Source organism: Bradyrhizobium guangxiense (genome assembly GCF_004114915.1).
In the GTDB taxonomy this organism is placed as follows: Bacteria; Pseudomonadota; Alphaproteobacteria; order Rhizobiales; family Xanthobacteraceae; genus Bradyrhizobium; species Bradyrhizobium guangxiense.
In genome coordinates this window covers 951,518-972,377 of sequence record NZ_CP022220.1, presented here as the reverse complement: position 1 = coordinate 972,377, position 20,860 = coordinate 951,518, and the positions used below count along the sequence as shown (strand labels likewise).

Sequence of the window (20,860 nt, the reverse complement as noted above, 5' to 3'; positions counted from 1 at the left end):
GCGCTTATGATGGGCCACGCCCGGGGCCGCCGGCGATCAGGTGCGACACCGGCGCGATCTCGCCACCGGCGGTCTCGATCGCCGCACGGATCGTCCGGGCGAACTCGACCGCGCCCGGGGTGTCGCCATGCAGCAGGATCGATGTGGCCTGCATCGGCAGCGCCCGGCCGGTCGCGGTGATGACGACGCCGTCGCAGAGCAGGCGCTGCACCCGTTCGAGCACGAGCGCCGGGTCGTGAATGACCGCGCCGGCCGTGCCCCGTGGCACGAGCAGTCCGTCATCGTCGTAGGCGCGATCCGCGAGGAAAGTGGTGGCGACGCGCAGGCCGCAGGCCGCCGCCGCCCCCTCGATGGCGCGGCTGGTCGACGATACGATGAGGAGCTCTCGATCGAAGGCGGCGACAGCGCGGACCAGCGGTTCGGCGAGTTTGGCGTTGGCGGCCACCATGTTGCCCAAGGCGCCGTGGAAACTCATGTGGGTCATGCGGTAACCGGCTGCGCGGACGATCCCTGCAAGCGCGCCGAGCTGATAGGTGACCATCGCCGCGAGCTCGGTAGGATCGATGTGCATCGCCCGGCGGCCGAAGCCCTGGCGATCCGGGAAGCCGACATGGGCGCCGACATCGACACCCCGCGCCTTTGCCGATTCCACGGTGCGCTGCATGATCAGCGGGTCGCCCGCGTGAAAGCCGCAGGCGATGTTGGCCGACGAGACGAGGCCGAGCAGAGCGTCGTCGTCGCCCATGGACCAGGGACCGTAGCCCTCGCCCAGATCCGCATTGAGATCGATCTTCATTCGGCGTCACTCCCGTGCGGCTGCAATCCGATCAGCGGCGCGCCGTATCCCACCGTCGCGCCATGCTCGGCGAACGTCTCGACCACCATGCCGTCCTCCGGGGCCGGGACCGGAAGCAAGAGCGGTCCGATCTGGAGAAAGGCGAGCGGCGTGCCGGCCGCAACTTCGTCGCCGACGGCGACCGATGGTTGCGAGCGCAATGGATGGCGGTCGAGGTAGAGACCCGGCACCGGTGCCCGAATGATCTGCGTGGGGGAAGAAGACAGCGCCGCCGTCGCAGCCTCGATCATTTCGACTTCGACTCGGGCGCCGTCATGCCGCAGGCGCAGCACCCCGGCTGGGCCTTTCAGCTCGAGCAGGCCGATGTCGGTCGCCGCGAGGAAGGCGCAGAGCTGGTCGACATGGTCGAGCGGGTTGGTCATCGCACCGCTCCCTGGTTGCAGTAGAGCTCGACCAATCGGCGGGCGTTGCTCAGCCAGCGCCGGGTCGCCGCCGACGCGTCCAGCGCCTCGTCCCAGCTGCACAGCACGAAACGAATCCGGCTGCCGATGGGAGCCTGGCCGAGGCGCCAGAGGTCGGCGTCGATGACGGTGCCGATCTTGGGATAGCCGCCCGATGGCTGCGCATCGCGCATCTGGATGATCGGCTGGCCGCCGTGGGGGACCTGGATCACGCCTGGGACAATGCCGTGGGAGCGCAGCTCCATGGGTCGCTGCGGCCTGAGTTCGGGGCCGGCGAGACGATAGCCGTAGCGGTCGCTCTGTGACGTAATCTTCCAAGGCTCGGACCATAGCGCCTCGTGGGAAGACGGCGTGAAGCTATCGTATTCGGCAGCCGGCAGCACCCGCACGGCGGTCAACCCGTCCACCTCCAATGGCAAGGCGAGGCCGGGCGGCGTGATGCCGAAGCCTGTCTTGGCGCGACCGGGGGGCTCGGCAATTGGCAACCGATCGCCGTCGCGCAGCGGACGGCCCTCTAACCCGCCGAAGGCGCCGCGCAGCTGGGTACTGCGTGAGCCGAGCACCGAGGGAACATCGATCCCGCCCGCGATGCACAGGTAGACGCGGCTGGCGCGCCAGGTCGCAGTTGAGGGAACGGCGAGCGAGAGGACCTGGCCGGCATCGGCGCGGTGCGCCCACCATGGTAGCACTGGCGCCTCGTCGAGCCGCGGCGCGCAATCCGCGCCGGTCACGGCGAACACCGTCGAATGGGTGAAGCGGACGCGGAACGGGAACAGCGGTATCTCGAGGGCTGCCGCATTCTCCTCGTTGCGCAGCAGGATGTTTCCAGCGGCGAGCGCCAACGGGTCCATCGCACCCGATGTCCCGACGCCGAGGTTGAGCGCGCCGGTGCGGCCGAGATCTTGCACCGTGGCGAGCGCGCCGGCCGACAGCACCTCGATCATCGCAGCACCCGGATGGTTTTGAAGCGGATGCAGTCACCGGGCTGCAGCAGCGCTGGCGGCGTGCGCTCGACATCGAAGAATGCGACCTCGGTGCTGCCGATCGTATTCCAGCCGCTCGGCCCATCGGAGGCAGAGACGCCGGTCTGACTGCCGCCGATGGAGACGGCGCCGCGTGGGATGCGCAGCACCGGCACCTTGCGCCGCGGCGTCGCGATGCGCTGGTCCATGCCACCGAGATAGCAGTACCCGGGATGGCTGCCGAGGGCGTAGACGGTGTAAGTCGGTGCGCTGTGGATCGCGACGATATCGTCGACGCTCAATCCGGTGTGGGCCACGACATCGGCCATGTGCGGGCCGCCGTCGCCGCCATAGACCACCGGCAGATCAAGGCAGCGCCCGGCGACAGGAAGCGGCTCGAGGGCGTGCCACAGCTCGATCAGTCTGTGCTCGATTTGTCCCCGGTGCCGCGGCGGCTCGGCGAAAGCGATCATGAGGTTGTTCATGCCCGGCACGGCCTCCCGAACGCCGGGCAGACGGCCCGCCTCCAGCGCCAGGGCCCAGATGCGGCACTGCGTCGTCAGCGAGGTCTCGCCCGGAGCTTCGAACAGCAGCGCGGTCGTTCCCAGCAGGCTGAGTTGTGGCAGGTCCGTCGTCATGCCTTGCCGCTCCCGCACAACTGCTGCTCGAGATGGTGAATGCTGACGCCGCCCCTGATGAACGCGGCATCCCTGACGAGCCGCCGGTGCAGCGGCAGGTTGGTCGCGATTCCTTCCACGCGCATTTCGTCGAGGGCGATGCGCAGCCGGTCCAGGGCCTCGGCGCGATTCGCGCCGTGCACGACGAGCTTGCCGATCAGCGAGTCGTAATATGGCGGCACGCGATATCCGCTGCTGGCATGGCTATCGATGCGCACGCCGGGGCCGCCGGGGAGCTCCCAGGCGGTGATCACACCGGGGGACGGCACGAACGTGTCGGGATCTTCGGCGTTGATCCGGCATTCGAAGGCATGACCGCGGCAGACGATGTCGGCTTGCGCGAACGGCAGCGCCTCGCCCTGAGCCACACGAATCTGCGCCTCGACGATATCGATCCCAGCGGTCATCTCGGTGACGGGGTGTTCGACCTGCAGGCGCGTATTCATCTCGATGAAGTAGAACGCGTCATCCTCGACGAGGAACTCGAACGTGCCGACGCCGCGGTATTCGAGCTGCCGGCAGGCCTCCGCGCAGCGCTCGCCGATCTGCGCCAGCACGTCCTGGTCCAGTCCCGGTGCCGGCGCCTCCTCCAGCACCTTCTGGTGCCGTCGCTGCAGCGAGCAATCGCGGCTGCCGAGCCAGACGGCATTGCCATGGGTATCGGCAATCACCTGGATCTCGACATGTCGCGGCCGGCGCAGGAATTTCTCGATGTAGATCGCGCTGTTGGCGAAGCCGCGCCGCGCCTCTTCCCGCGTCACGGCGATCGCATCGATGAGGCCAGCCTCGCTCTCCACCATGCGCATGCCGCGTCCACCGCCGCCGCCCGCCGCTTTCAGGATCACGGGGTAGCCGATCTGCCGCGCGGTTGCGCGCGCGAGATCGAGGTCGTCGCCGAGCGCCGCATCCGGACCGGGTACGCAGGGAACGCCGGCGGCGCGCATCGCCCGCTTGGCCGCGACCTTGTCGCCCATGACGCGCATCACCGCGGCCGTCGGGCCGATGAAGGTCAGGCCGGCAGCTTCGACCTGCTCGGCGAAGCCAGGGTTCTCGGACAGGAACCCGTAGCCCGGATGGATCGCCTCCGCTCCGCTGACCTCGGCGGCGAACAGCAACGCCGTCTGGTTGAGATAGCTCTGCGCTGCCGCGGCCGGCCCGATGCAGATGGCCTCGTCGGCATGATGCACGTAGGGCGCATCGCGATCGGCCTCCGAATGGACGACGATGGTGCGCAGCCCGAGCCGCCGGCAACCACGCTGGATGCGCAGCGCGATCTCGCCCCGGTTGGCTATGAGGACCGAGCCGAACATGTGCCTACCTGATCCGCATCAGTTCTTGCCCGGCCTCGACCTCCTGCCCGGTGGAGACGAGAATTGCGATCACGGCGCCGTCCCGATCGGCACGGACCTCGTGAAACATCTTCATGGCTTCGATGACGCACAATGTCGTGCCGGCGGTGATCGCCTGGGCCACCGTGACGAAGGGCGGCGCGTCAGGATCGGGCTGCAGATAGGCAACGCCAAACAGCGGCGCGACGACGCCATCCGCCGCGGCGTTGACCGGTGCCGGTTGCGCAGGCTCGGGACGGCTCGGGGGGCGCGCCGTGGCGGCGACCACTGGCACCGCCGGCCGCGATTCGGTCGGCTGCGGTCGGCGCACCAGCCGCAATGACATGCCGCCCTGGCTGAACTCCATCTCGGCCAGATCGGAAGCCGCCATGGCGTCAATCAGTGACTTGATACGATCGAGATCCATGCTCCGGCCGTTCGTCGAGGTCGGCGCCCGCGGCGTCGCTACCTACCGACGAACGCTACCGCTGGCGGTCTTCCCCGACCAAGACGGTTTGGCTTTGCCCATATAAGAGAGCGCTATGACGCTTTCTGCGCCCGCTCCTCGGCGACGACGAGATTGCCAGGCAGCCCAGCAACGAGCTCGAGCAGGATTTCCTTGATGGCCTGGGCCGGCTCCGATAGCGGCAAATGATCGGACTGGCACAATGCCAACGGCGCCTCGATGATCGGATCGACGATGCGGGACTGCCAGCCGCCGCAGGAGCCCGCCACCTGTCGGGCCATCGATTCCGGCAGGATCGTCGCGCCGAGCCCGTCGGCGATCACCGCCGTCAATGTGCTCGCCGATTCGATTTCCGCGACGACCTTCGGCGCCTGACCGATCGCCGCAAAGGCTTCGTTCACCATCTTGCGCACGACGTTGTAGGGACGGGCGAGATAGAGATCCATGTCGGCCAGCGCTGGCACGCTGATCTCGCCCGGCGGGGCCATCATGCTGGCGGGGCCGACCACGTAGAGCTGTTCGCGCAGCAGCGGCACGAACGAGAGGCCATGAACGGCCGTCTTGCCGCCGTAGAGCACGGCGAGATCCATCCGGCCGTTCATGACGAGCTCCGAGAGCGTCGTTCCGTAGGTCTCGTTGAGGTAGAGCAGGATGCCAGGGTGGCGGGCGCGCACGGTCCGCAGCAGCGGCAGCGCGAGTCCGGCCGCGGCCGTTCCAGGCGCAAGTCCGACGGCGACCGCACCGGAGATGCTCTTGGCCGCCGCGCTCATATCGGCGCGCGCCTGCTCGCATTGACGCAAGATGAGCTGCGCGTGGCGATACAGCACCTTGCCCGCTTCCGTGGGCACGACGCCGCTTTTGGTGCGCACCAGGAGCTGCTGGCGGACCTCGCCCTCCAAGGTCGCGAGCTGCTGGCTGAGCGCCGGCTGCGCGACATGGAGCACATCGGCGGCCTGCGTCAGGCTGCCGACGTCGACGATCTTCACGAAATACTGAAGACGCCTCAGATTCACCTTGTCCCTCGGATCGATCGGCGCAGCGGCCTTCCCGGCTGCGCGGCATTCAACGGGGCGCCGAGGAGGAATCCAACCATAAGATATGCCTATCAGGCCAGATTGAACTCGTGTTGGTCAGCGCCGGCGGCTGTCTTTAGCGTCGCACCTCTCCAGACCGGGGTCAATTGCCATGAACCGTTCTCGTATTTCCGCGCGCGTCAGACGCATCAAGCCTTCGCCCAGCACGGCGGCTGCGGATCGGGCGAGCGCGCTCAAGCGCGAGGGCAAGAGCATCGTCAGCCTTGTGGTCGGCGAGCCGGATTTCGACACGCCCGCGCATATTCGCACTGCCGCCGTCTGGGCGATGGAGAAGGGAGAGACGCGGTACACGGTGCTTGCCGGCACGCTGGAGCTGCGCCAGGCGATCGTCGCCAAGCTGAAGCGCGAAAACGGCCTCGTCTACGATCCCGCGGAGATCGTCGTCACCAACGGCGCCAAGAGCGCCATTTACAGCGCGCTCGAAGCGACCCTCGAGGCCGGCGACGAGGTGATCATCCCAGCGCCCTATTGGGTGTCCTATCCGGACATGGTGCTCGCCTGCGAAGGAATACCTAAGATCGTGGCCTGTCCGGAAAGCCAGAGCTTCAAGATCTCGCCGGCCCAGCTGGAGGCGGCGATCTCGGAGAAGACGCGCTGGCTGTTGATCAACTCGCCATCGAACCCGACCGGCGCAAGCTATTCCGCAGCGGAATATCGCGGGATTGCCGAGGTTCTCGCCCGCCATCCGCATGTGCTGGTCATGACCGACGACATCTACGAACACATCCGTTTCGACGGCGAGAGTACGCCGCATCTGCTCAACGCAGCACCCGAGCTGCGTGAGCGCGTCCTCGCCATCAACGGCGTATCCAAGACCTATGCGATGACCGGCTGGCGCATCGGCTGGGTCGCCGGCCCCGCGGACCTCGTCGGCGCGCTGAATACGCTGCTGTCGCAGGCCTCGGGCAATGCCTGCTCGATCAGCCAGGCGGCGGCGGTCGCGGCGCTCACCGGCGACCAGAGCTTCGTTGGCGAGACCGTTGCGACTTATCGGGCGCGTCGCGATCGCACGCTCGCGCGTATCAACGCGATCCCCGGGCTGAGTTGCCGGCCGCCCGACGGAGCGTTTTATCTCTACGTCAATTGTGCAGGCCTGATCGGCCGGACAACGCCGGCCGGGACTCGCCTCGAGAGCGACAGTGACGTCGTGATGTACTTGTTGGAGGCGGCCGGCGTGGCCGTCGTCCAGGGCACCGCCTACGGTCTGTCGCCATTCTTCCGTGCCTCGATCGCGACATCGCAAGCGGCGCTCGACGAAGGCACGGATCGCATCGCCCGTGCAGTTGCCGAGCTGCACTAACCTGAAATTGATCGAAAGCATCCTCCATGACCAATCCCGGAATCGTCAGAAACCCCTCCGCTCCCCAGGTCGACCCGTCCACCGTCGCCAAGCTGCGGAGCATCGCGGTGGCGCTGCTGAGCGATCAACTGCACCGCAACTGCGGCAGCATCGGTCTTCGCGCCTACCATTCGCCCGCCCCCATGGCCGGCACGGCGGTGACCGTGAAGACGCGTGGCGGGGACAACCTCGCCATTCTGCGCGCCTATGATTTCTGCCGGCCCGGAGACGTCATGGTGGTCGATGCCGGCGGAGACACTACCAACGCTCTGGTCGGTGGCATCATGACCTTCGCCGCCGCTTCGCTGGGTCTCGCCGGCATGGTGCTCGATGGCGCCATTCGGGACGCGGCCGAAATCGGCGCACGAGCTTTTCCCGTTTATGCCCGCGGCGTGAACCACCGCGGCCCCTACAAGGACGGTCCAGGGGAGATCAACGTGCCGATCACGGTCGGCGGTATGGTGGTCAATCCGGGAGACGTGATCGTCGGGGACCAAGATGGACTTCTCGCCTTCCCGCCCGGTCTTGCCGCAAGCGTGATCGAGAAGGCGATGGCTCAACATCAGAAGGAGGAGGCGACGATGCAGGCCATTCGCGAGGGCCGCTGGGACCGTTCCTTTGTCGACGCGCTGGAAGCGCGCTGCGCCAATTGAGCGCGTTTCTGCCTCTGTTAAAGCTTGCTGCGGCGTCTTCACGCCAGAACAACCGCAGAGCCAGGTGAACTCTTGAGATAAGGACACCGGGCGGAGTCACGGATATGCGCTCTTGAGATCATGGCTCGCGGCGCAGCCCGGACAGCGAAATCGCAACCCCGGCCGCTACCAACCAGCCAGTTCGCAGGTACTTCCTGCAGGCTGGAAACGCCGCACCAAAACGTGAAGCGTGCCAATGTCCTGGTTACTCGGCAGCGCTCCCTACTTCACCAACGCACAGCCGCCCTCCACCATTGGCCGGAACGCCTGGTCTGCCGGGATCGTCGAAACAAGCTTGTAATAATCGTACGGATATTTCGTCTCCTCCGGCTTCTTGACCTCGAACAGGTACATCGGATGCACGACGCGGCCATCCTGACGGATCGCGGTATCGCCGAAAAGCCTATCGTGGCCTTTGAACGTCTTCATCTGCGGCACGACGTCCTTGGCGTTGTCGCTGCCAGTAGCGGCGACCGCGTTGAGGTAGGCGAGCGTGGAGGCGTAGACGCCGGCTTGATTGCCGCTCGGCATTTTGCCGTTCATGCCGGGGCGTGCCGCAAAGCGTTTGGCGAAGGCACGGGTGTCGTCGTTCATGTCCCAGTAAAAAGCCTCCATGAGTTGCAGTCCTTGAGCGACCTTCAATCCCATTCCGTGGACGTCGTTGATGAAGAGGAGGAAGGCAACGAGCTTCTGTCCGCTCTGCTGGATACCGAACTCAGCCGCCTGCTTCACCGCGTTGATGGTGTCGCCGCCTGCATTGGCAAGCCCGATCACCTGGGCTTTCGAGCCCTGCGCCTGAAGCAGGAAGGAGGCGAAGTCAGAAGTGCCGAGTGGATGCTTGGAGGAGCCGATCACCTTGCCGCCATGCGCCTCGATATATTTCTGCGCTTCCGCCTCGATGCCTTTACCGAGCGCGTAATCGACGGTGAGGAAGTACCACTCCTTGCCGCCGTGCGACATCATTGCCGCCGCCGTGGTGTTGCCGGTCGCCCAGGTGTCGTTGACCCATTGGATGGTGTTGGGCGAGCAGGCCTTGCCGGTTAGGTCGGCGCTCGCGGTGGAGGACGCCAGGAACGTCATCCGGCTGTCGCGTAGCACATTGTTGATGGAAAGGCCCACCGCCGAGTTCGGCACGTCGACGATGGCATCGACCCCTTCAACATCGAGCCATTTTCGCGCAATGGCCGAGCCGACGTCCGCCTTGTTCTGATGATCGGCGTAGACGATTTCAACCTTGACGTCCTTGCCGCCGCCGGCGAAATCTTCCGCCGCCATGCGTGCGGCTTCGACCGAGCCCATGCCGTTGGTGTCTTGGAATATGCCGGAGATGTCGTTGAGCACGCCGATACGCACGACGCCATCCGAAATCTCCGCGTTCGCGGCGCCGACCCAAAAGCTTGCGGCAAGCGCAATGGTCCACCCCAGGTGCTTCATTCTTTGTCCTCCCTCACTCCCGCGAGTCGGTCGTTGCCGAAAACTGGAACCTAGCCCTGCCGCTCCGGCAGACGCAGCACGAGACCGTCGAGCTCAGACGTGATCCTGATCTGGCAGGACAGCCGGCTCGTCGGCCGCCGCTCCGCGGCGGTGCCATCGAGCAGCGCGTCCTCGTCGTCGCGGACGGCCGGCAATCGCGCCAGCCAGGGCGTCGTCGACATAGACATGGCAGGTCGCGCACATGGCGTTGCCGCCGCACTCGGCGAGGATGCCGTCGAGGCCGTAGCGGGTTGCCGCCTGCATCGCACTCTCCCCGTCGCTGGCGTCGAGGTGATCGCTATTGCCGTTGGAATGAACGAAAGTAATGGCTGGCATCAAAGGTCCTCGTCAGGCCGGGGTGATGGATATCGGCAGGCTCTCTAGCCCGCGCAGCGTGTTGTTGTAGCGGCGCTCGACGGGACCGGAGATTTCGATCGATGCAACCCTTCGCGCGATCGCGGACAGCACCACCTCACCTTCGAGCCGCGCTACCAACTGGCCAACGCACATGTGAATGCCGGAGCCGAAGCCGACATGGCCCGAAGTCTTGCGGGTGATGTCGTAGCGATCGGACTCGATCCAGCGGCGCGGGTCGCGGTTCGCCGCGCCGAGGAACATCAGGACCTTCTCGCCCTCGCCGACGCGCGTGCCGCCGATCTCGACCTCGCGCGTCGTGGTGCGGAAGAAGGTCTGCACCGGGCTTTCGAAGCGAACGGCTTCCTCGAAGGCGTTGCGCGCCAGCGACGGATCGGCCCGCAGCCGCGCGAATTCCTTCGGAAAGCGTGCCAGGCAATAGAGAGCGGCTCCGATGCCATAGACTGTGGTGTCGAGGCCTGCGGACAGCAGTGAGCGCACGAGCAACGGCGCCTCATCCGACGTGATCTCGCCAGTGTCGGAGAACGCATGGATACAGGCGCCAAAGCCGCCAGGCTTAAGATTCGGTCGCTGGCACTGCTCGGCGACATAGGCCTGGTGCGGCGCCGATCGCTCGATTGCGGTCTGACGTAGCTCGTTTGGCGGGCCGAAGGCATTGAAGACGAGACCAGCATAAGGAATCAGGTGCTCGCGCCCTTCCGCCTTCAGTCCGAGCGCATCCGGAAATACAGACAACGGATAGGCCTCTGCGAGATCGGCGACCGCATCGAATTTGCGCCGCTGCAGCAGCTCGTCGATCTTGGCTTCGGCCGCCAAAGCGAAGCCGTCGCGGATCCGCTTCATGGTCGCGGGCGACAGCACCTTTGACAGCACGGCGCGGGTGCGGGTGTGCGCGGGGGGATCGGCCTCCAGGATCAGGCTCGGCGGCCGCCAGGGCTTTTCCTTCTTGAAGTCGGAAAGACCGACGCCGCGGCTGGAACAGAAGGTCTGGGGATCGTTGAGGACTGAATAGACCTCGGCATAACGCGCCACGCCGTAGACGTTCCATTTATCGAGATAGACGACAGGGCCGGCCTCTCGCAGCCTTTCATGGGTCGGATAGGGATCGTCGAAGAACGAGATCGCGAAGGGGTCGACGTCAAGGTGTGGAATGGCCATTGGACCGGCGGTCGAAGCACAGGCGCTCGGTACAGTCATTGCAGTCCTCGCAAATTTGGGCTTGTGAAGCGTTCGCGCATGTCCTTATTTCTGGAGCAGCGCATGAAGCGAGCCCCGACGTGATGCAGCCACCGACCAGCAAATCGAGACACAACACCGCGACTGAAGGCGATGCGCCGCTGCTCGATCTCGACCGCTACATCCCGGCTCTGATCACCTTCATCGCCAATAAATTGTCCAAGAGCGCGAACGCGTTCTATCAGCCCGCGTTCGGCGTCAACGTCACCGAGTGGCGCATCATTGCCCTGCTCGCAATCGAGCCAGGCATTCCGGCCGCCCGCATCTGCCACGTCATCGGCTTCGACAAGGGGCCGGTGAGCAGGACGCTCGCCGCCATGGAGAAGCGAGGCCTGATCGCGATCCGCATCGACCCGAATGACGGCCGCACCCATTCGATCTCCCTGACAGCGAAGGGGCGCACCACCCACGACAAGGTGATCGCCGTGGCGCTTGGGCGCGAGCGGCGGCTGCTGTCGTGCCTTTCCAGGGATGAGCAGGAAATACTGATCGGGCTGCTGCGCCGTTTGCATGAAAATCTCGGCGCGGTGACGGATACCGATAGCTAAGCCAGGGCGCACAGCACGATGTGCACGCAAGGCTTCGTTACCTTCACGCTTGCGCCGGCGTTTGCTGGCGATACCATCCCTGCCGAACATCGGTCCTCCCAGGAAAGGCGTAGCGGTTGTCCCGCCATCTTCCCTTGCGCGAAGGTTCGCATGAATTAGTTGCCTAGGCAACAAAAAACCTTTGCCTCCGGCTTGAACCCTCCCTTCCTTATTCGCGAACCTCTCCTGGTTCGCGGATAGGCGGCAACCGCTTATAGACCCTTTGTCGATTGCGAGGGGCCGACAATCCGCCGTCTGGCAGAGCATCCTGGCAGCGCGCGCGGCGAGATGCTCAATGTCGAGCCATCGGAAAGGATCGCTACTAACATAGAGGCCAAGTTCGAGACGGCGCTAGCGGTTTAATGTCAACCCGGGACTGCCGAGAGGATGAAGAGATAAAGTCCGTAAATGCGAGAGCGAAGGGAGCCGCCGTCATTGGGAGCTTGCTGGCTCGCGCAGCGTATCTACCGGGTCGCACCCAAGCGGCACGACCGAGGAGAGCAGCGCGCTGCTAGGGGCGGTCGAGACACCCCCGGTATCGATTCTCCGGACCATCCTTAGAAAAAAGACGCATTCAAATGGCGAAGGGTAGCTGACCTCTCGCTAGCCAGCGGCGGCGACTGTTCCATAGATGGTCAAGAGGCCAAGTCCCATCGCGATGTTTCCGATAACGAACTGCAAAGACCGGTTGACCCAAGTTAAGGTTCGGGCTGAGATGACTAAGGGAACCGCAATCAGCGACGACAGTGCGGCCATCCCCATCATCGAGCCCATACCAAATAGTAACACGTAAAGTATCCCCGCTAGATGGTTCGGCGCTTGTGAGACGGTTAAGACGAGGAGCGCGGCTGAGCCTGCCATCCCATGCATGAGCCCGACCGCCAGCGTCCGCCAGCGCGCACCATGGTCATGATCATGCGCGCGCGCCTCAGGGCGCCAAATTTCGCTCTTGTGACTAGGAGCACGAAAATCTGAGATGTGATGGTGAACATGGACACGTTCGCGCCATAAGCGCCATATGACGTTGCTTCCTAACAGAATCAACATGAAGCCGACGGCCGCCTCTAGCGGTTGCGAAACGCCCGGCGGAATTGCATATCCGAGCACCAAAGCCGCCCCGGAGAACAGGAACAAAGTGATGGTGTGTCCAATTCCCCACGTCAACCCATGCTTGACGATCTCGCCCACATCGCTGCGGCGCGCCGCAATGCTCGATACCGCCGCAATGTGATCGGCCTCGAGCGCGTGCTGCATGCCCAGCAGCAGTCCCAGCCCCAATATTCCGAACATGGCAAGATCCAATCATCAAGAGGGAAATACGGTGTCCTTCAGCAACTTGCTTTGCCGTCGTATCCAACCGTACCACTCCTCAAATCCTGCGCCGTTTCTGGCCGAGACCTGCAGAACCTCGATGGCCGGGTTGACGTCTCTGGCGTATGCCACCGCGCGATCGACATCGAAATCCACATGCGGAAGCAAGTCGAGCTTGTTCAAGATCATGAGGTCAGCCGACCGGAACATGTGAGGATATTTGATCGGCTTTTCCTCTCCCTCGGTCACTGAGAGGATGACGACCCTTGCATGTTCGCCAAGGTCGAACATCGCAGGACAAACTAGATTTCCGACATTCTCGATCATCACGATCGATTCCGGCGGTGGACGCAGCTCTGAAAGAGCGCGCGCAATCATGTCGGCCTCGAGATGGCAACCCGTGCCCGTATTGACCTGGACTGCTGGGGCGCCTGCGCGTCGAATTCGCTCCCCATCATTGGCCGTCACCTGGTCTCCTTCGATGACGAAGAGATTGACCTCGTGATGAAGGTCGCCAATGGTTCGCTCCAGCAGCGTGGTCTTGCCGGCGCCGGGCGAGCTTGCGAGGTTCAGGGCCAGGATTTCGCGACCGGCGAACCAGGCCCGGTTCCTTGCTGCCAAAACGTCGTTCTTGGCGAGGATCCGGGCTTCCAGATCGAGCACCAGGCCCGCAGCTTCGTCATGATTGGTATGCCCGTGTTCGTGGGCATGGTCATGCGAATGTCGGCGTCCATGATGTCCGTGATCATGATGGTCATGATGATGGTGATCATGGCCGTGTCCAGCGTGAGAGTGGACGTGGGCGGGATCATGGTCATGCGAATGGGCGTGAGCAACGCCATCCGCGTGGACATGGAAATGATCATGCAGGTGCTCACCGGTCTCCCCACCGCCCAGGCTCGCTTCATGTCCGGTCTGGAGATTGATCACCGTGGCACCCGCCTTGGCGCCGCAACCGCAATGTCCGCACATCAGGCAGCCTCCCCTTCGATCTCCATGCTTCTGATCTTCAATTCCTCGCCCTGAAGGCGCGTAAACTGCCGGGAGCCACAAGGGCACGGCGCAAACAGGCTCGCCTGCTCGAATTCCGAACGACACGTCGCGCACAGCGCTCGCCCGGCCACGCGCCTGATGTCGAGCGCTGTGCCGTCAAGAGGCGTCCCGCGGGCGACGGTCTCGAAGCAGAATGCGATCGCCTCTCCCATCACGCCGGAGAGATCTCCAACATCGACGGTGATGCGGCGGACCTTGCGGCCCTTGGCGGCATCGCTGACGATCGCCACGATGTTACGGGTGATGCCGAGCTCGTGCATGGGTCCTCTCAGCAGATCCGAGGCAGCTGTTCGCCGACGAGCATGTCGACCATTCGGTGTCCGCCAAAGCTCGTCCGCATCATGACGCGGCTATCCTGGTCCGAGGTGATCCGGCCGATACGGGCGGCATCCAAACCCAGTGGATCTCGCCGCATGGCAGCCAGCGCGGCTTCGGCCTGATCGGGGGGAACGATCACGACGATCTTGCCCTCATTGGCGAGATAGAGCGGATCGAGCCCAAGCACCTCGCAGAACGCCTTCACTTCCTCGCGGATCGGCGTCATGCCCTCCTCGATCTCGATGGAGACCCCCGAGCCGTCCGCGATCTCGTTCAGCACCGTCGCGACGCCGCCGCGCGTCGCGTCCCGAATGAAGCGAGTGCCCGGTGCGGCGGCGAGGATCGCGCCGATCAGCTCGTGCAGACAGGCGCAATCGCTGGCGATCGGCGTCTCGAGCGCCATGTCGCCGCGGGCGCACAGGATGGCGGCACCGTGGTCACCCAGCAGTCCGTTCACGAGGACGGCGTCGCCGGCGCGGGCCTTGTCCACGCCGAGCGCGAGCGAGGCAGGGATCGCGCCTACGCCCGTGGTCGTGATGAAGATCTTGTCGCACGCTCCCCGTGGCACGACCTTGGTGTCGCCCGTGACGATCTGCCCCCCCGCTTGCGAAGCCGTTCGCGCCATGGAAAGCGCGACCTGTCGCAAGAGATCGATCTGCACGCCCTCCTCGATGATGACCGCGCAGGACAGATACATGGGCACCGCCCCGCCGACGGCGAGATCGTTCACCGTGCCGCAAACCGCGAGCTTTCCGATATCGCCGCCCGGGAAGAACAGGGGATCGACCACGAAGGAGTCGGTCGTAAAGGCGAGCCTGTCGCCATGGGCTGCGAAGACCGCCAGATCGAACCGCGCCTGATCCTCGAGCGGCTCACAGGCGTGCTCGCCGAAGGCCGTCAGAAACACGTCGTCAATCAGGTCCTTCATGGCTTTGCCGCCGCCGCCATGAGCCAGCGTCACCGAGCTGACATTGACTTTGCCGCGCGTGCGCGTCTTGACGAAGGGGACGAAATTCATACGACCTCCGCTTGGCGCTTTTGGCCGCCATACTGGTAGTAGGCAGCACAGGCTCCTTCGGAGGACACCATCAGTGCTCCGAGAGGCGTTTCCGGCGTGCATGAGGTGCCGAACACCTTGCATTGCCACGGCTTGAGTGCGCCCTTCAGCACCTCGCCGCACTGGCACGATTTCGGGTCGGCGATCCTGACGTTGGGAATCGCGAATTTGCGCTCCGCGTCGAAATGCACATAAGCATCGCGCAGGCGCACGCCGGAATGATCGATCGATCCAAGCCCGCGCCACTCGAAGAACTCGCGCAATTCGTATACTTGGGCCACCGCGCGCAGCGCCGCGTTGTTGCCCTCGCTCGGCACGACGCGGGCATACTGGTTCTCGACCTCGACCCGCCCCTCCGCGATCTGCTTCAGCAGCATCCAGATAGACTGGAGGATGTCGAGCGGCTCGAAGCCGGCGACCACCATCGGCTTGCGATAGAAATTGGCGATGAACTCGTAAGGAGCCGTGCCGATCACCATCGACACGTGGCCGGGCCCGAGGAAGCCGTCGAGCTGCAGGCCGGGACTGTCGAGGATCGCCTTGATGGTCGGAACGATCGTGATGTGGTTGCAGAACACGGAGAAGTTCCGGATCCCCTCGCTCTCCGCCTGCAGGATCGTCAATGCGGTCGACGGCATGGTGGTCTCGAAGCCGAGGCCGAAGAAAACGACCTCGCGAGCGGGATTGCGCCGAGCGAGCTGGAGCGCGTCCATCGGCGAATAGACCATGCGCACGTCGGCACCATCCGCCTTGGCCTGCAGGAGGCTCTTCCGCGAGCCGGGCACGCGCATCGCGTCTCCGAAGGTTGTGAAGATGACCTTCGGGTTCTCCGCGATCGCGACGCAATCATCGACCCGTCCCATCGGCAGGACGCAGACCGGACATCCCGGACCATGAACCAGCTCGATAGCCTTGGGCAACATGCCCTCGAGCCCATAGCGGAAGATCGAATGGGTGTGCCCGCCGCAGACCTCCATCAGGTAAAGCGGCCGGCCCTCCGGAAGTTTCATGCCGGAAACCAGCGACTCGATCTCGCCGATGAGTACGCGCGCCTTTTCGCCGTCGCGGAATTCGTCGACATATTTCATGCCACGGCTCCCTTCGTTCGCGCCGATCCCCGGTCGTCAGCCAAGAGCGTGTGAACGAGATCCCAGAGGATGTGGTAGGCGGTTACATGGCACTCCTGGGTGCGATGGATCGACGTCGTCGGGACGACCAGGCAATGGTCGACGACACCCGCGGTTTTCATCTTTCCGCCGTCGCCGCCCGCAAGCCCAATGGTCACGAGGCCCATCTCCTTCGCCTTGGCAAAGGCGGCCATCAGGTTCGACGAATTGCCGCTGGTGGAGATGCCAATGAGCGCATCGCCTTTCCGCCCCTGGGCCACGATCTGGCGGACGAAGACGTGATCGAAACCGAGGTCGTTTCCGACCGCCGAGATCATCGCCAGATCGGCGACGAGGTTGGTTGCGGCCAGTGCGGGCCTGCCCGCCGTGATCGGGTGGACGAACTCCACGGCGACATGCGAGGCGTCGCAGCTCGAGCCGCCATTGCCCATCGAGAATAGCCGTCCGCCGTTGCGATAGACATCCGCGACCGTTTTCGCCGCGGCGATCAGCACCGCGGCGTTCTCGGCAAAGAAGCGCGCATTGGTGTCGCGCGAATCGCGTGCCTTCTCTTCGACCGAGAGCAGGAGGGCGGCATCCAGCCGCGCCGGCTCCTGCTGTCCGCCATGCAGAAACGGATAAAGTTCCTTCAGGTCGCTGTTGCCTGACATGGCGCTACCCTCCCGGCTCAGCTGCCGAACGCTTCATGGCTTCGATTTCAGCCTGTGCTTCACCCAGTTCTGTGAGAATCTTGAGCGTTTGCGCGGCTTCTTCCTCGTCGATCCGGCTCATCGCGAATCCGACATGGACGAGCACCCAGTCGCCGAGGCAGGCCGACGGCGGATGATCCTCGCTGACGATGCAGGCGATGTTGACCTGCCGCTTGACGCCGCTGACGTCGACGGTCGCAAGCTTTCTCGCTTCGTCGTCGATCCTTACGATCCGCCCGGGAATACCGAGACACATGACGGCTTTCCTTCCCTGAAGTCTTTGTTTGATTTCATCAGATGCGCAGCTCCAATGACGGCTTGGCCGAGAGCAAGTCCGCCATCGTTGGACGGAACGCGCGCATGTGACAGCACAGTGAACTGCTCGCGCTCCAGCCGGCGCACCACCTCCTCGAATAGGATGCGGTTCTGGAAGCAGCCGCCGGTGAGCGCGACGGTCGAGAAGCGTCGCTCGCCGTCCTCGGGGGAGCCGGCGAGCTTGCGTGTCATGGCGGCGATGGACTTGGCCAGCCCCTTGTGGAACCGTGCAGCCATCACCGGCGCCGGTGTCTTCAGGATCAGGTCACCCAGCACCGCATGCCACATCGCGAGCGGCTCGATATAGGGCAAACCCGTGCCGGCGAGATTGGGGATCGTCAGCGGATAGGCCAGCGCCTCGTCTTCATCGGCGAGAGTTTTCTCGTCGACCATGGCTTCCAGCCGCGCCGCCGCCTCGCCCTCATAGCTCTGCGCGTCCCGGCAGACATCGAGGGCGGCGGCCATGGCGTCGAACAAGCGCCCGCAGGATGATGCTGGCGGAGCGTTGATGCGGTTGCGCGCCATCGAATCCAGCAGCGCGCGCGGCTTTGCCGCCAAATATGAATGGAGCTCGAGCTCGGCGAAATTCATTGTCAGCTCGGCCCAGCTCATCTCCGCCATGAGATGCGCATAGAGATTGCGCCAGGGCTCGCGCACGGCCTGGACGCCGCCAAGCATCGGGATCGGCTTGAACGTACCGGCCCGCGTGTAGCCGACATAGTCGGCGAGCATGAACTCGCCGCCCCAGAACGTCGCGTCCTCGCCCCATCCGAGACCATCGAGAACGATCCCGAGGACCGGACGGCCGTCGAGCGCATATCCGTTCTCGGCAAGACAGGCCGCCACATGGGCGTGATGATGCTGCACCTCCATCAAAGGCAGCGTCCCGCCCGCCAGGTGCTCGCGCGCGAGCTTGGAGGACAGATATTCGGGGTGCATGTCGGCGATCACTGCCGTAGGCTCGTGCTCGAAGAGCGCGGCATAGAGCGATAGGTTCTTCCTGTAATCGTCGAATGTCGCGACATCCTCCAGGTCGCCCTGATGCTGGGACAGGATCGCAGCGCCGTCCTTGAGCAAACAGAACGTGGCCTTCAGCTCCCCGCCCATGGCGAGCAGATCGGGCGCTTTCGCGAACCCCCTGGGCAGGGCGATCGGCGCCGGTGCGTATCCTCTGGCGCGACGCAGGAGCCGCGGCCCGCCCGCCACCACCCGGACCACAGAATCGTCGACACGGTTGGCGATGCGCCGATCGTGGGTGAGCGCGAACGTCGCAATCCCCGCGAGGCGCTCCGTCATCTCCGTATCGCCCGTCACCTGCGGCTCGCTCGACAAATTGCCGCTGGTCATGACGACCGGCCGGTCCATCCGCCGCAGCAGCAAGACATGCAGCGGCGTCGTCGGCAGCATGAAACCGAGCGTCCGCAATCCCGGTGCAATCTCGTCAGGCAGGTGCTCCGGCCCATTCGCATGCAGGAGCACGATGGGGGCCGCCGGGCTTGTCAACGCGACCAACTCGTGTTCGGCGAGATCGCAGAACCGGCGGATAACGTCAACGTCCCTGGCCATCAGGGCAAACGGCTTGCCGTCCCGCTGTTTCAGTTTGCGCAGCCTCCTGACCGTGTCGGCCTGGGTGGCGTCACAGGCGAGCTGGTAGCCGCCGAGCCCTTTGACGGCGACGATTTCGCCCTTCTGGATCAGGCTGCACGCCGCATCCACATCGTCAAGCATGGAAAACTGCTCGAAGGTAAAGTGACGCCCGTCGAGCCTGACCAGCTTCGCCTTGGGCCCGCAGGCATGGCAGGCGATCGGTTCGGCGTGAAACCGCCGGTCGGAAGGGTCGCGGTATTCGCGGGCGCAGTCGGCGCACATTGCAAACGGCGACATCGCGGTCTTGGCGCGATCGTAGGGGATGCCGTCGACGATGCTCAGCCGCGGCCCGCAATTGGTGCAATTGGTGAAGGGGTAGCGGAAGCGGCGCGCAAAGGGATCGGTGGTTTCGCGCGCGCAATCGGCACAGAGCGCCGCGTCAGGTGAAATCTCGGTATGAGCCCCGCCATGTGCGCTCTCGACTATCGCAAAATCGTCGCGCAGCACGCCCGCATAGGCGGTGATCTCGATTGCCTCGATCTGGCTCAGCGGCGGCGGATCGCCAGCGATGCGGTCGACGAGCATGTCAATGATCGCCCGTTCTCCCTGCACGCGAACCAGAACGCCTTCTCCGTCATTCAGCCCCTCGCCGCCAAGCCGCAGTTCCCGCGCGTGGCGCCAGACCGCCGGCCGGAAGCCGACGCCCTGCACACGTCCGCGAAACCGGATTTCAACGACCTCGACAGGGTTCTGCGGCGCGGCGAGGTTGAGCCTGCTCATGGTGTTTTGTCCCAGATCAGGATCCGGTTGTTGCCGGTGTCGGCGATCGCCAGAGTCCGACCGACTGCCGAAGCAGCATAAGGCCAGCACAGGCTGTCGCGACTTGCCGCGCGCCAGCGATTGTCACCTTTGTCGGCAAAGCCGTTCTGGGCCGCCAGCCCTGTGGCCGGCGCATCCATGGCGAGGTCCTGGAGATGGAAGCCAAGCAGCCGCGAATTTGCGGTATCGCAGACCACGAGCTGGCCATCCCAGATGACGAGACCATAGGGCATGCTCATCGCGCTCGAGGATGGATCGTACGAGCTGCGATTGTGATCGACGCCCGCGAAATCGTCCTGGCCCAGCACGAAATCGCACGGCGTCCCGCTGACGGTGGGGAAATGGCGCCATACCATGACGCGATTGTTGCCCGCGTCCGAGATCGCGAGTGCGCCGTCATGGCAGGCGATGCCGTGCGGCCACCGCATGCTGGTGGCACAGACGTCGCCGCCGGCATTGTCATCACGGGTGACGAAGTCTCTTTGGCCGAGGACCAGATCGGCCGGCGTGCCGTTGGCGGTCGGAATGCCGTTCCAGATCAGAACGCGGCGATTTCCGGTGTCGCAGACGATCAGCCTGCCCTGGAAGATCGCGACCCCGTAGCACCAATTCAGTGTGTCGGAGCGAGACACCGCTCTTCCGCGATTGGCTAGGCCTGAGACGAAGTCCGCCTGACCTAGAACCACATCGGCGGGCTGGTTCGAGGCGGATGGATAGCGATTCCAGATCAGGATCCGGTGATTCCATGCATCCGCCACGGCCAGGATGCCGTCTGCGGCAGCGACGCCGGTCGGGAAGTTGAGCGTGTCGGGGCCGATGTCGCGCTTGGCGTTGCGGCCCTCGCGCGAGAAGTCGGATTGACCGATCAGAATATCGGCGGGCGCTTGATCGGAGGACGGACAGCGGCTCCAGATCAGCAGCCGATGATGGCCACTGTCGCAGACGAACATGGGCCCGTTCTTGTCGAGACACACCCCACGCGGGCCGAACAACGTCTGGGCCGACGGAACGATCGATTGCACAAGTCCGTCCGGCGTGACCTCTCCACCCAGAATCACGCGGGCGCCGGCCGGCGAGAGAAACCGGCGTGGCACGTGG

The 20,860-nt window shown here is 64.6% G+C and carries 22 protein-coding genes and 1 pseudogene; 4 read left to right on the top strand and 19 right to left on the bottom strand.

Translation table 11 applies throughout. The annotated features are described in order from the left end of the window. Positions 1 to 4 precede the first annotated feature (4 nt). The 7 genes from X268_RS39095 to nac form a co-directional block, all read right to left on the bottom strand. Positions 5 to 796, bottom strand: coding sequence for a LamB/YcsF family protein (locus X268_RS39095; protein ID WP_128930131.1), 792 nt, complete (start codon positions 794 to 796; stop codon positions 5 to 7). After that, on the bottom strand, positions 793 to 1,218 hold the full coding sequence (locus tag X268_RS39090) for an acetyl-CoA carboxylase biotin carboxyl carrier protein (RefSeq protein WP_128930130.1): 426 nt from the start codon (positions 1,216 to 1,218) through the stop codon (positions 793 to 795). Before X268_RS39090 ends, X268_RS39095 begins: the two co-directional genes overlap by 4 nt. Continuing rightward, positions 1,215 to 2,201, bottom strand: a complete 987-nt coding sequence (locus X268_RS39085) for a 5-oxoprolinase subunit C family protein (RefSeq protein WP_128930129.1) — start codon at positions 2,199 to 2,201, stop codon at positions 1,215 to 1,217. The genes X268_RS39090 and X268_RS39085 overlap by 4 nt, the downstream gene beginning before the upstream one ends. Continuing rightward, positions 2,198 to 2,857: a 5-oxoprolinase subunit PxpB gene (gene pxpB, locus X268_RS39080; RefSeq protein ID WP_128930128.1), complete on the bottom strand. Its 660-nt coding sequence runs from the start codon at positions 2,855 to 2,857 to the stop codon at positions 2,198 to 2,200. Before pxpB ends, X268_RS39085 begins: the two co-directional genes overlap by 4 nt. After that, positions 2,854 to 4,206, bottom strand: coding sequence for an acetyl-CoA carboxylase biotin carboxylase subunit (gene accC / locus X268_RS39075; protein ID WP_128930127.1), 1,353 nt, complete (start codon positions 4,204 to 4,206; stop codon positions 2,854 to 2,856). Before accC ends, pxpB begins: the two co-directional genes overlap by 4 nt. Positions 4,207 to 4,210: 4 nt before the next feature. Then, complete coding sequence (locus X268_RS39070; protein ID WP_128930126.1) at positions 4,211 to 4,651, bottom strand: acetyl-CoA carboxylase biotin carboxyl carrier protein; 441 nt, start codon at positions 4,649 to 4,651, stop codon at positions 4,211 to 4,213. Positions 4,652 to 4,764: 113 nt separating this feature from the next. Beyond that, complete coding sequence (nac, locus tag X268_RS39065; protein ID WP_128930125.1) at positions 4,765 to 5,703, bottom strand: nitrogen assimilation transcriptional regulator NAC; 939 nt, start codon at positions 5,701 to 5,703, stop codon at positions 4,765 to 4,767. A gap of 172 nt (positions 5,704 to 5,875) precedes the next feature. Here nac and X268_RS39060 point away from each other — a divergent pair, with 172 nt between their 5' ends. Beyond that, a complete protein-coding gene (locus X268_RS39060; protein ID WP_128930124.1) occupies positions 5,876 to 7,084 on the top strand; it encodes an aspartate transaminase in 1,209 nt (402 codons plus the stop codon). A 26-nt stretch (positions 7,085 to 7,110) separates the two neighbouring features. Further along, entirely contained in the window at positions 7,111 to 7,776 is a 666-nt protein-coding gene (locus tag X268_RS39055) for an RraA family protein (protein WP_128930123.1), read from the top strand. A 261-nt stretch (positions 7,777 to 8,037) separates the two neighbouring features. Here X268_RS39055 and X268_RS39050 read toward each other — a convergent pair whose 3' ends face one another. The 3 genes and pseudogenes from X268_RS39050 to X268_RS39040 form a co-directional block, all read right to left on the bottom strand. Then, positions 8,038 to 9,249 (bottom strand): ABC transporter substrate-binding protein, encoded by a 1,212-nt coding sequence (locus tag X268_RS39050; protein ID WP_128930122.1) that lies wholly within the window; start codon positions 9,247 to 9,249, stop codon positions 8,038 to 8,040. Positions 9,250 to 9,299: 50 nt separating this feature from the next. Next, positions 9,300 to 9,624, bottom strand: a pseudogene (locus X268_RS39045) (2Fe-2S iron-sulfur cluster-binding protein). 12 nt (positions 9,625 to 9,636) lie between these two features. Beyond that, positions 9,637 to 10,860, bottom strand: a complete 1,224-nt coding sequence (locus X268_RS39040; protein ID WP_128930121.1) for a cytochrome P450 — start codon at positions 10,858 to 10,860, stop codon at positions 9,637 to 9,639. 83 nt (positions 10,861 to 10,943) lie between these two features. On the opposite strand from X268_RS39040, the gene X268_RS39035 reads away from it, so the two are divergent. Further along, on the top strand, positions 10,944 to 11,447 hold the full coding sequence (locus X268_RS39035; protein ID WP_128930206.1) for a MarR family winged helix-turn-helix transcriptional regulator: 504 nt from the start codon (positions 10,944 to 10,946) through the stop codon (positions 11,445 to 11,447). Positions 11,448 to 12,089: 642 nt separating this feature from the next. Here X268_RS39035 and X268_RS39030 read toward each other — a convergent pair. Beyond that, positions 12,090 to 12,776: a sulfite exporter TauE/SafE family protein gene (locus X268_RS39030; RefSeq protein ID WP_128930120.1), complete on the bottom strand. Its 687-nt coding sequence runs from the start codon at positions 12,774 to 12,776 to the stop codon at positions 12,090 to 12,092. Between the two features lie 15 nt (positions 12,777 to 12,791). Next, positions 12,792 to 13,460, bottom strand: coding sequence for a hydrogenase nickel incorporation protein HypB (gene hypB, locus X268_RS39025; RefSeq protein WP_347341920.1), 669 nt, complete (start codon positions 13,458 to 13,460; stop codon positions 12,792 to 12,794). Between the two features lie 18 nt (positions 13,461 to 13,478). On the opposite strand from hypB, the gene X268_RS41105 reads away from it, so the two are divergent. Beyond that, positions 13,479 to 13,823: a hypothetical protein gene (locus X268_RS41105; RefSeq protein ID WP_308421686.1), complete on the top strand. Its 345-nt coding sequence runs from the start codon at positions 13,479 to 13,481 to the stop codon at positions 13,821 to 13,823. On the opposite strand, the gene X268_RS39020 is transcribed toward X268_RS41105, so the two are convergent. The 7 genes from X268_RS39020 to X268_RS38990 are packed head-to-tail and all read right to left on the bottom strand — an operon-like array spanning position 13,769 to position 20,856. Beyond that, positions 13,769 to 14,110, bottom strand: a complete 342-nt coding sequence (locus tag X268_RS39020) for a hydrogenase maturation nickel metallochaperone HypA/HybF (RefSeq protein WP_128930118.1) — start codon at positions 14,108 to 14,110, stop codon at positions 13,769 to 13,771. The genes X268_RS41105 and X268_RS39020 overlap by 55 nt on opposite strands. 8 nt (positions 14,111 to 14,118) lie before the next feature. Further along, positions 14,119 to 15,186 carry a hydrogenase expression/formation protein HypE gene (gene hypE / locus X268_RS39015; RefSeq protein WP_128930117.1) on the bottom strand — a complete coding sequence of 356 codons (1,068 nt, stop codon included), beginning with the start codon at positions 15,184 to 15,186 and terminating at the stop codon, positions 14,119 to 14,121. Continuing rightward, positions 15,183 to 16,313, bottom strand: a complete 1,131-nt coding sequence (gene hypD / locus X268_RS39010) for a hydrogenase formation protein HypD (RefSeq protein ID WP_128930116.1) — start codon at positions 16,311 to 16,313, stop codon at positions 15,183 to 15,185. The genes hypE and hypD overlap by 4 nt, the downstream gene beginning before the upstream one ends. Continuing rightward, positions 16,310 to 17,002, bottom strand: a complete 693-nt coding sequence (locus X268_RS39005) for a D-sedoheptulose-7-phosphate isomerase (RefSeq protein ID WP_128930115.1) — start codon at positions 17,000 to 17,002, stop codon at positions 16,310 to 16,312. The genes hypD and X268_RS39005 overlap by 4 nt, the downstream gene beginning before the upstream one ends. 4 nt (positions 17,003 to 17,006) lie before the next feature. Next, complete coding sequence (locus X268_RS39000; RefSeq protein ID WP_128930114.1) at positions 17,007 to 17,297, bottom strand: HypC/HybG/HupF family hydrogenase formation chaperone; 291 nt, start codon at positions 17,295 to 17,297, stop codon at positions 17,007 to 17,009. Beyond that, a complete protein-coding gene (gene hypF, locus X268_RS38995) occupies positions 17,267 to 19,723 on the bottom strand; it encodes a carbamoyltransferase HypF (RefSeq protein ID WP_128930113.1) in 2,457 nt (818 codons plus the stop codon). Before hypF ends, X268_RS39000 begins: the two co-directional genes overlap by 31 nt. Continuing rightward, positions 19,720 to 20,856, bottom strand: coding sequence for an NHL repeat-containing protein (locus tag X268_RS38990; protein ID WP_232995560.1), 1,137 nt, complete (start codon positions 20,854 to 20,856; stop codon positions 19,720 to 19,722). Before X268_RS38990 ends, hypF begins: the two co-directional genes overlap by 4 nt. Between the last annotated feature and the right edge of the window lie 4 nt (positions 20,857 to 20,860).

Bases quoted from the DNA above. Each gene is read 5' to 3' on its own strand.
- pxpB (WP_128930128.1), bottom strand. From the start codon at position 2,857: ATGACGACGGACCTGCCACAACTCAGCCTGCTGGGAACGACCGCGCTG.
- X268_RS39005 (WP_128930115.1), bottom strand. From the start codon at position 17,002: ATGTCAGGCAACAGCGACCTGAAGGAACTTTATCCGTTTCTGCATGGC.
- X268_RS39000 (WP_128930114.1), bottom strand. From the start codon at position 17,297: ATGTGTCTCGGTATTCCCGGGCGGATCGTAAGGATCGACGACGAAGCG.
- hypF (WP_128930113.1), bottom strand. From the start codon at position 19,723: ATGAGCAGGCTCAACCTCGCCGCGCCGCAGAACCCTGTCGAGGTCGTT.
- X268_RS39095 (WP_128930131.1), bottom strand. From the start codon at position 796: ATGAAGATCGATCTCAATGCGGATCTGGGCGAGGGCTACGGTCCCTGG.
- X268_RS41105 (WP_308421686.1), top strand. From the start codon at position 13,479: ATGATTGGTATGCCCGTGTTCGTGGGCATGGTCATGCGAATGTCGGCG.
- X268_RS39040 (WP_128930121.1), bottom strand. From the start codon at position 10,860: ATGACTGTACCGAGCGCCTGTGCTTCGACCGCCGGTCCAATGGCCATT.
- X268_RS39030 (WP_128930120.1), bottom strand. From the start codon at position 12,776: ATGTTCGGAATATTGGGGCTGGGACTGCTGCTGGGCATGCAGCACGCG.
- X268_RS39055 (WP_128930123.1), top strand. From the start codon at position 7,111: ATGACCAATCCCGGAATCGTCAGAAACCCCTCCGCTCCCCAGGTCGAC.
- X268_RS39085 (WP_128930129.1), bottom strand. From the start codon at position 2,201: ATGATCGAGGTGCTGTCGGCCGGCGCGCTCGCCACGGTGCAAGATCTC.
- X268_RS39050 (WP_128930122.1), bottom strand. From the start codon at position 9,249: ATGAAGCACCTGGGGTGGACCATTGCGCTTGCCGCAAGCTTTTGGGTC.
- X268_RS39035 (WP_128930206.1), top strand. From the start codon at position 10,944: ATGCAGCCACCGACCAGCAAATCGAGACACAACACCGCGACTGAAGGC.
- X268_RS39070 (WP_128930126.1), bottom strand. From the start codon at position 4,651: ATGGATCTCGATCGTATCAAGTCACTGATTGACGCCATGGCGGCTTCC.
- hypD (WP_128930116.1), bottom strand. From the start codon at position 16,313: ATGAAATATGTCGACGAATTCCGCGACGGCGAAAAGGCGCGCGTACTC.
- X268_RS39090 (WP_128930130.1), bottom strand. From the start codon at position 1,218: ATGACCAACCCGCTCGACCATGTCGACCAGCTCTGCGCCTTCCTCGCG.
- X268_RS39060 (WP_128930124.1), top strand. From the start codon at position 5,876: ATGAACCGTTCTCGTATTTCCGCGCGCGTCAGACGCATCAAGCCTTCG.
- accC (WP_128930127.1), bottom strand. From the start codon at position 4,206: ATGTTCGGCTCGGTCCTCATAGCCAACCGGGGCGAGATCGCGCTGCGC.
- hypE (WP_128930117.1), bottom strand. From the start codon at position 15,186: ATGAATTTCGTCCCCTTCGTCAAGACGCGCACGCGCGGCAAAGTCAAT.
- X268_RS39020 (WP_128930118.1), bottom strand. From the start codon at position 14,110: ATGCACGAGCTCGGCATCACCCGTAACATCGTGGCGATCGTCAGCGAT.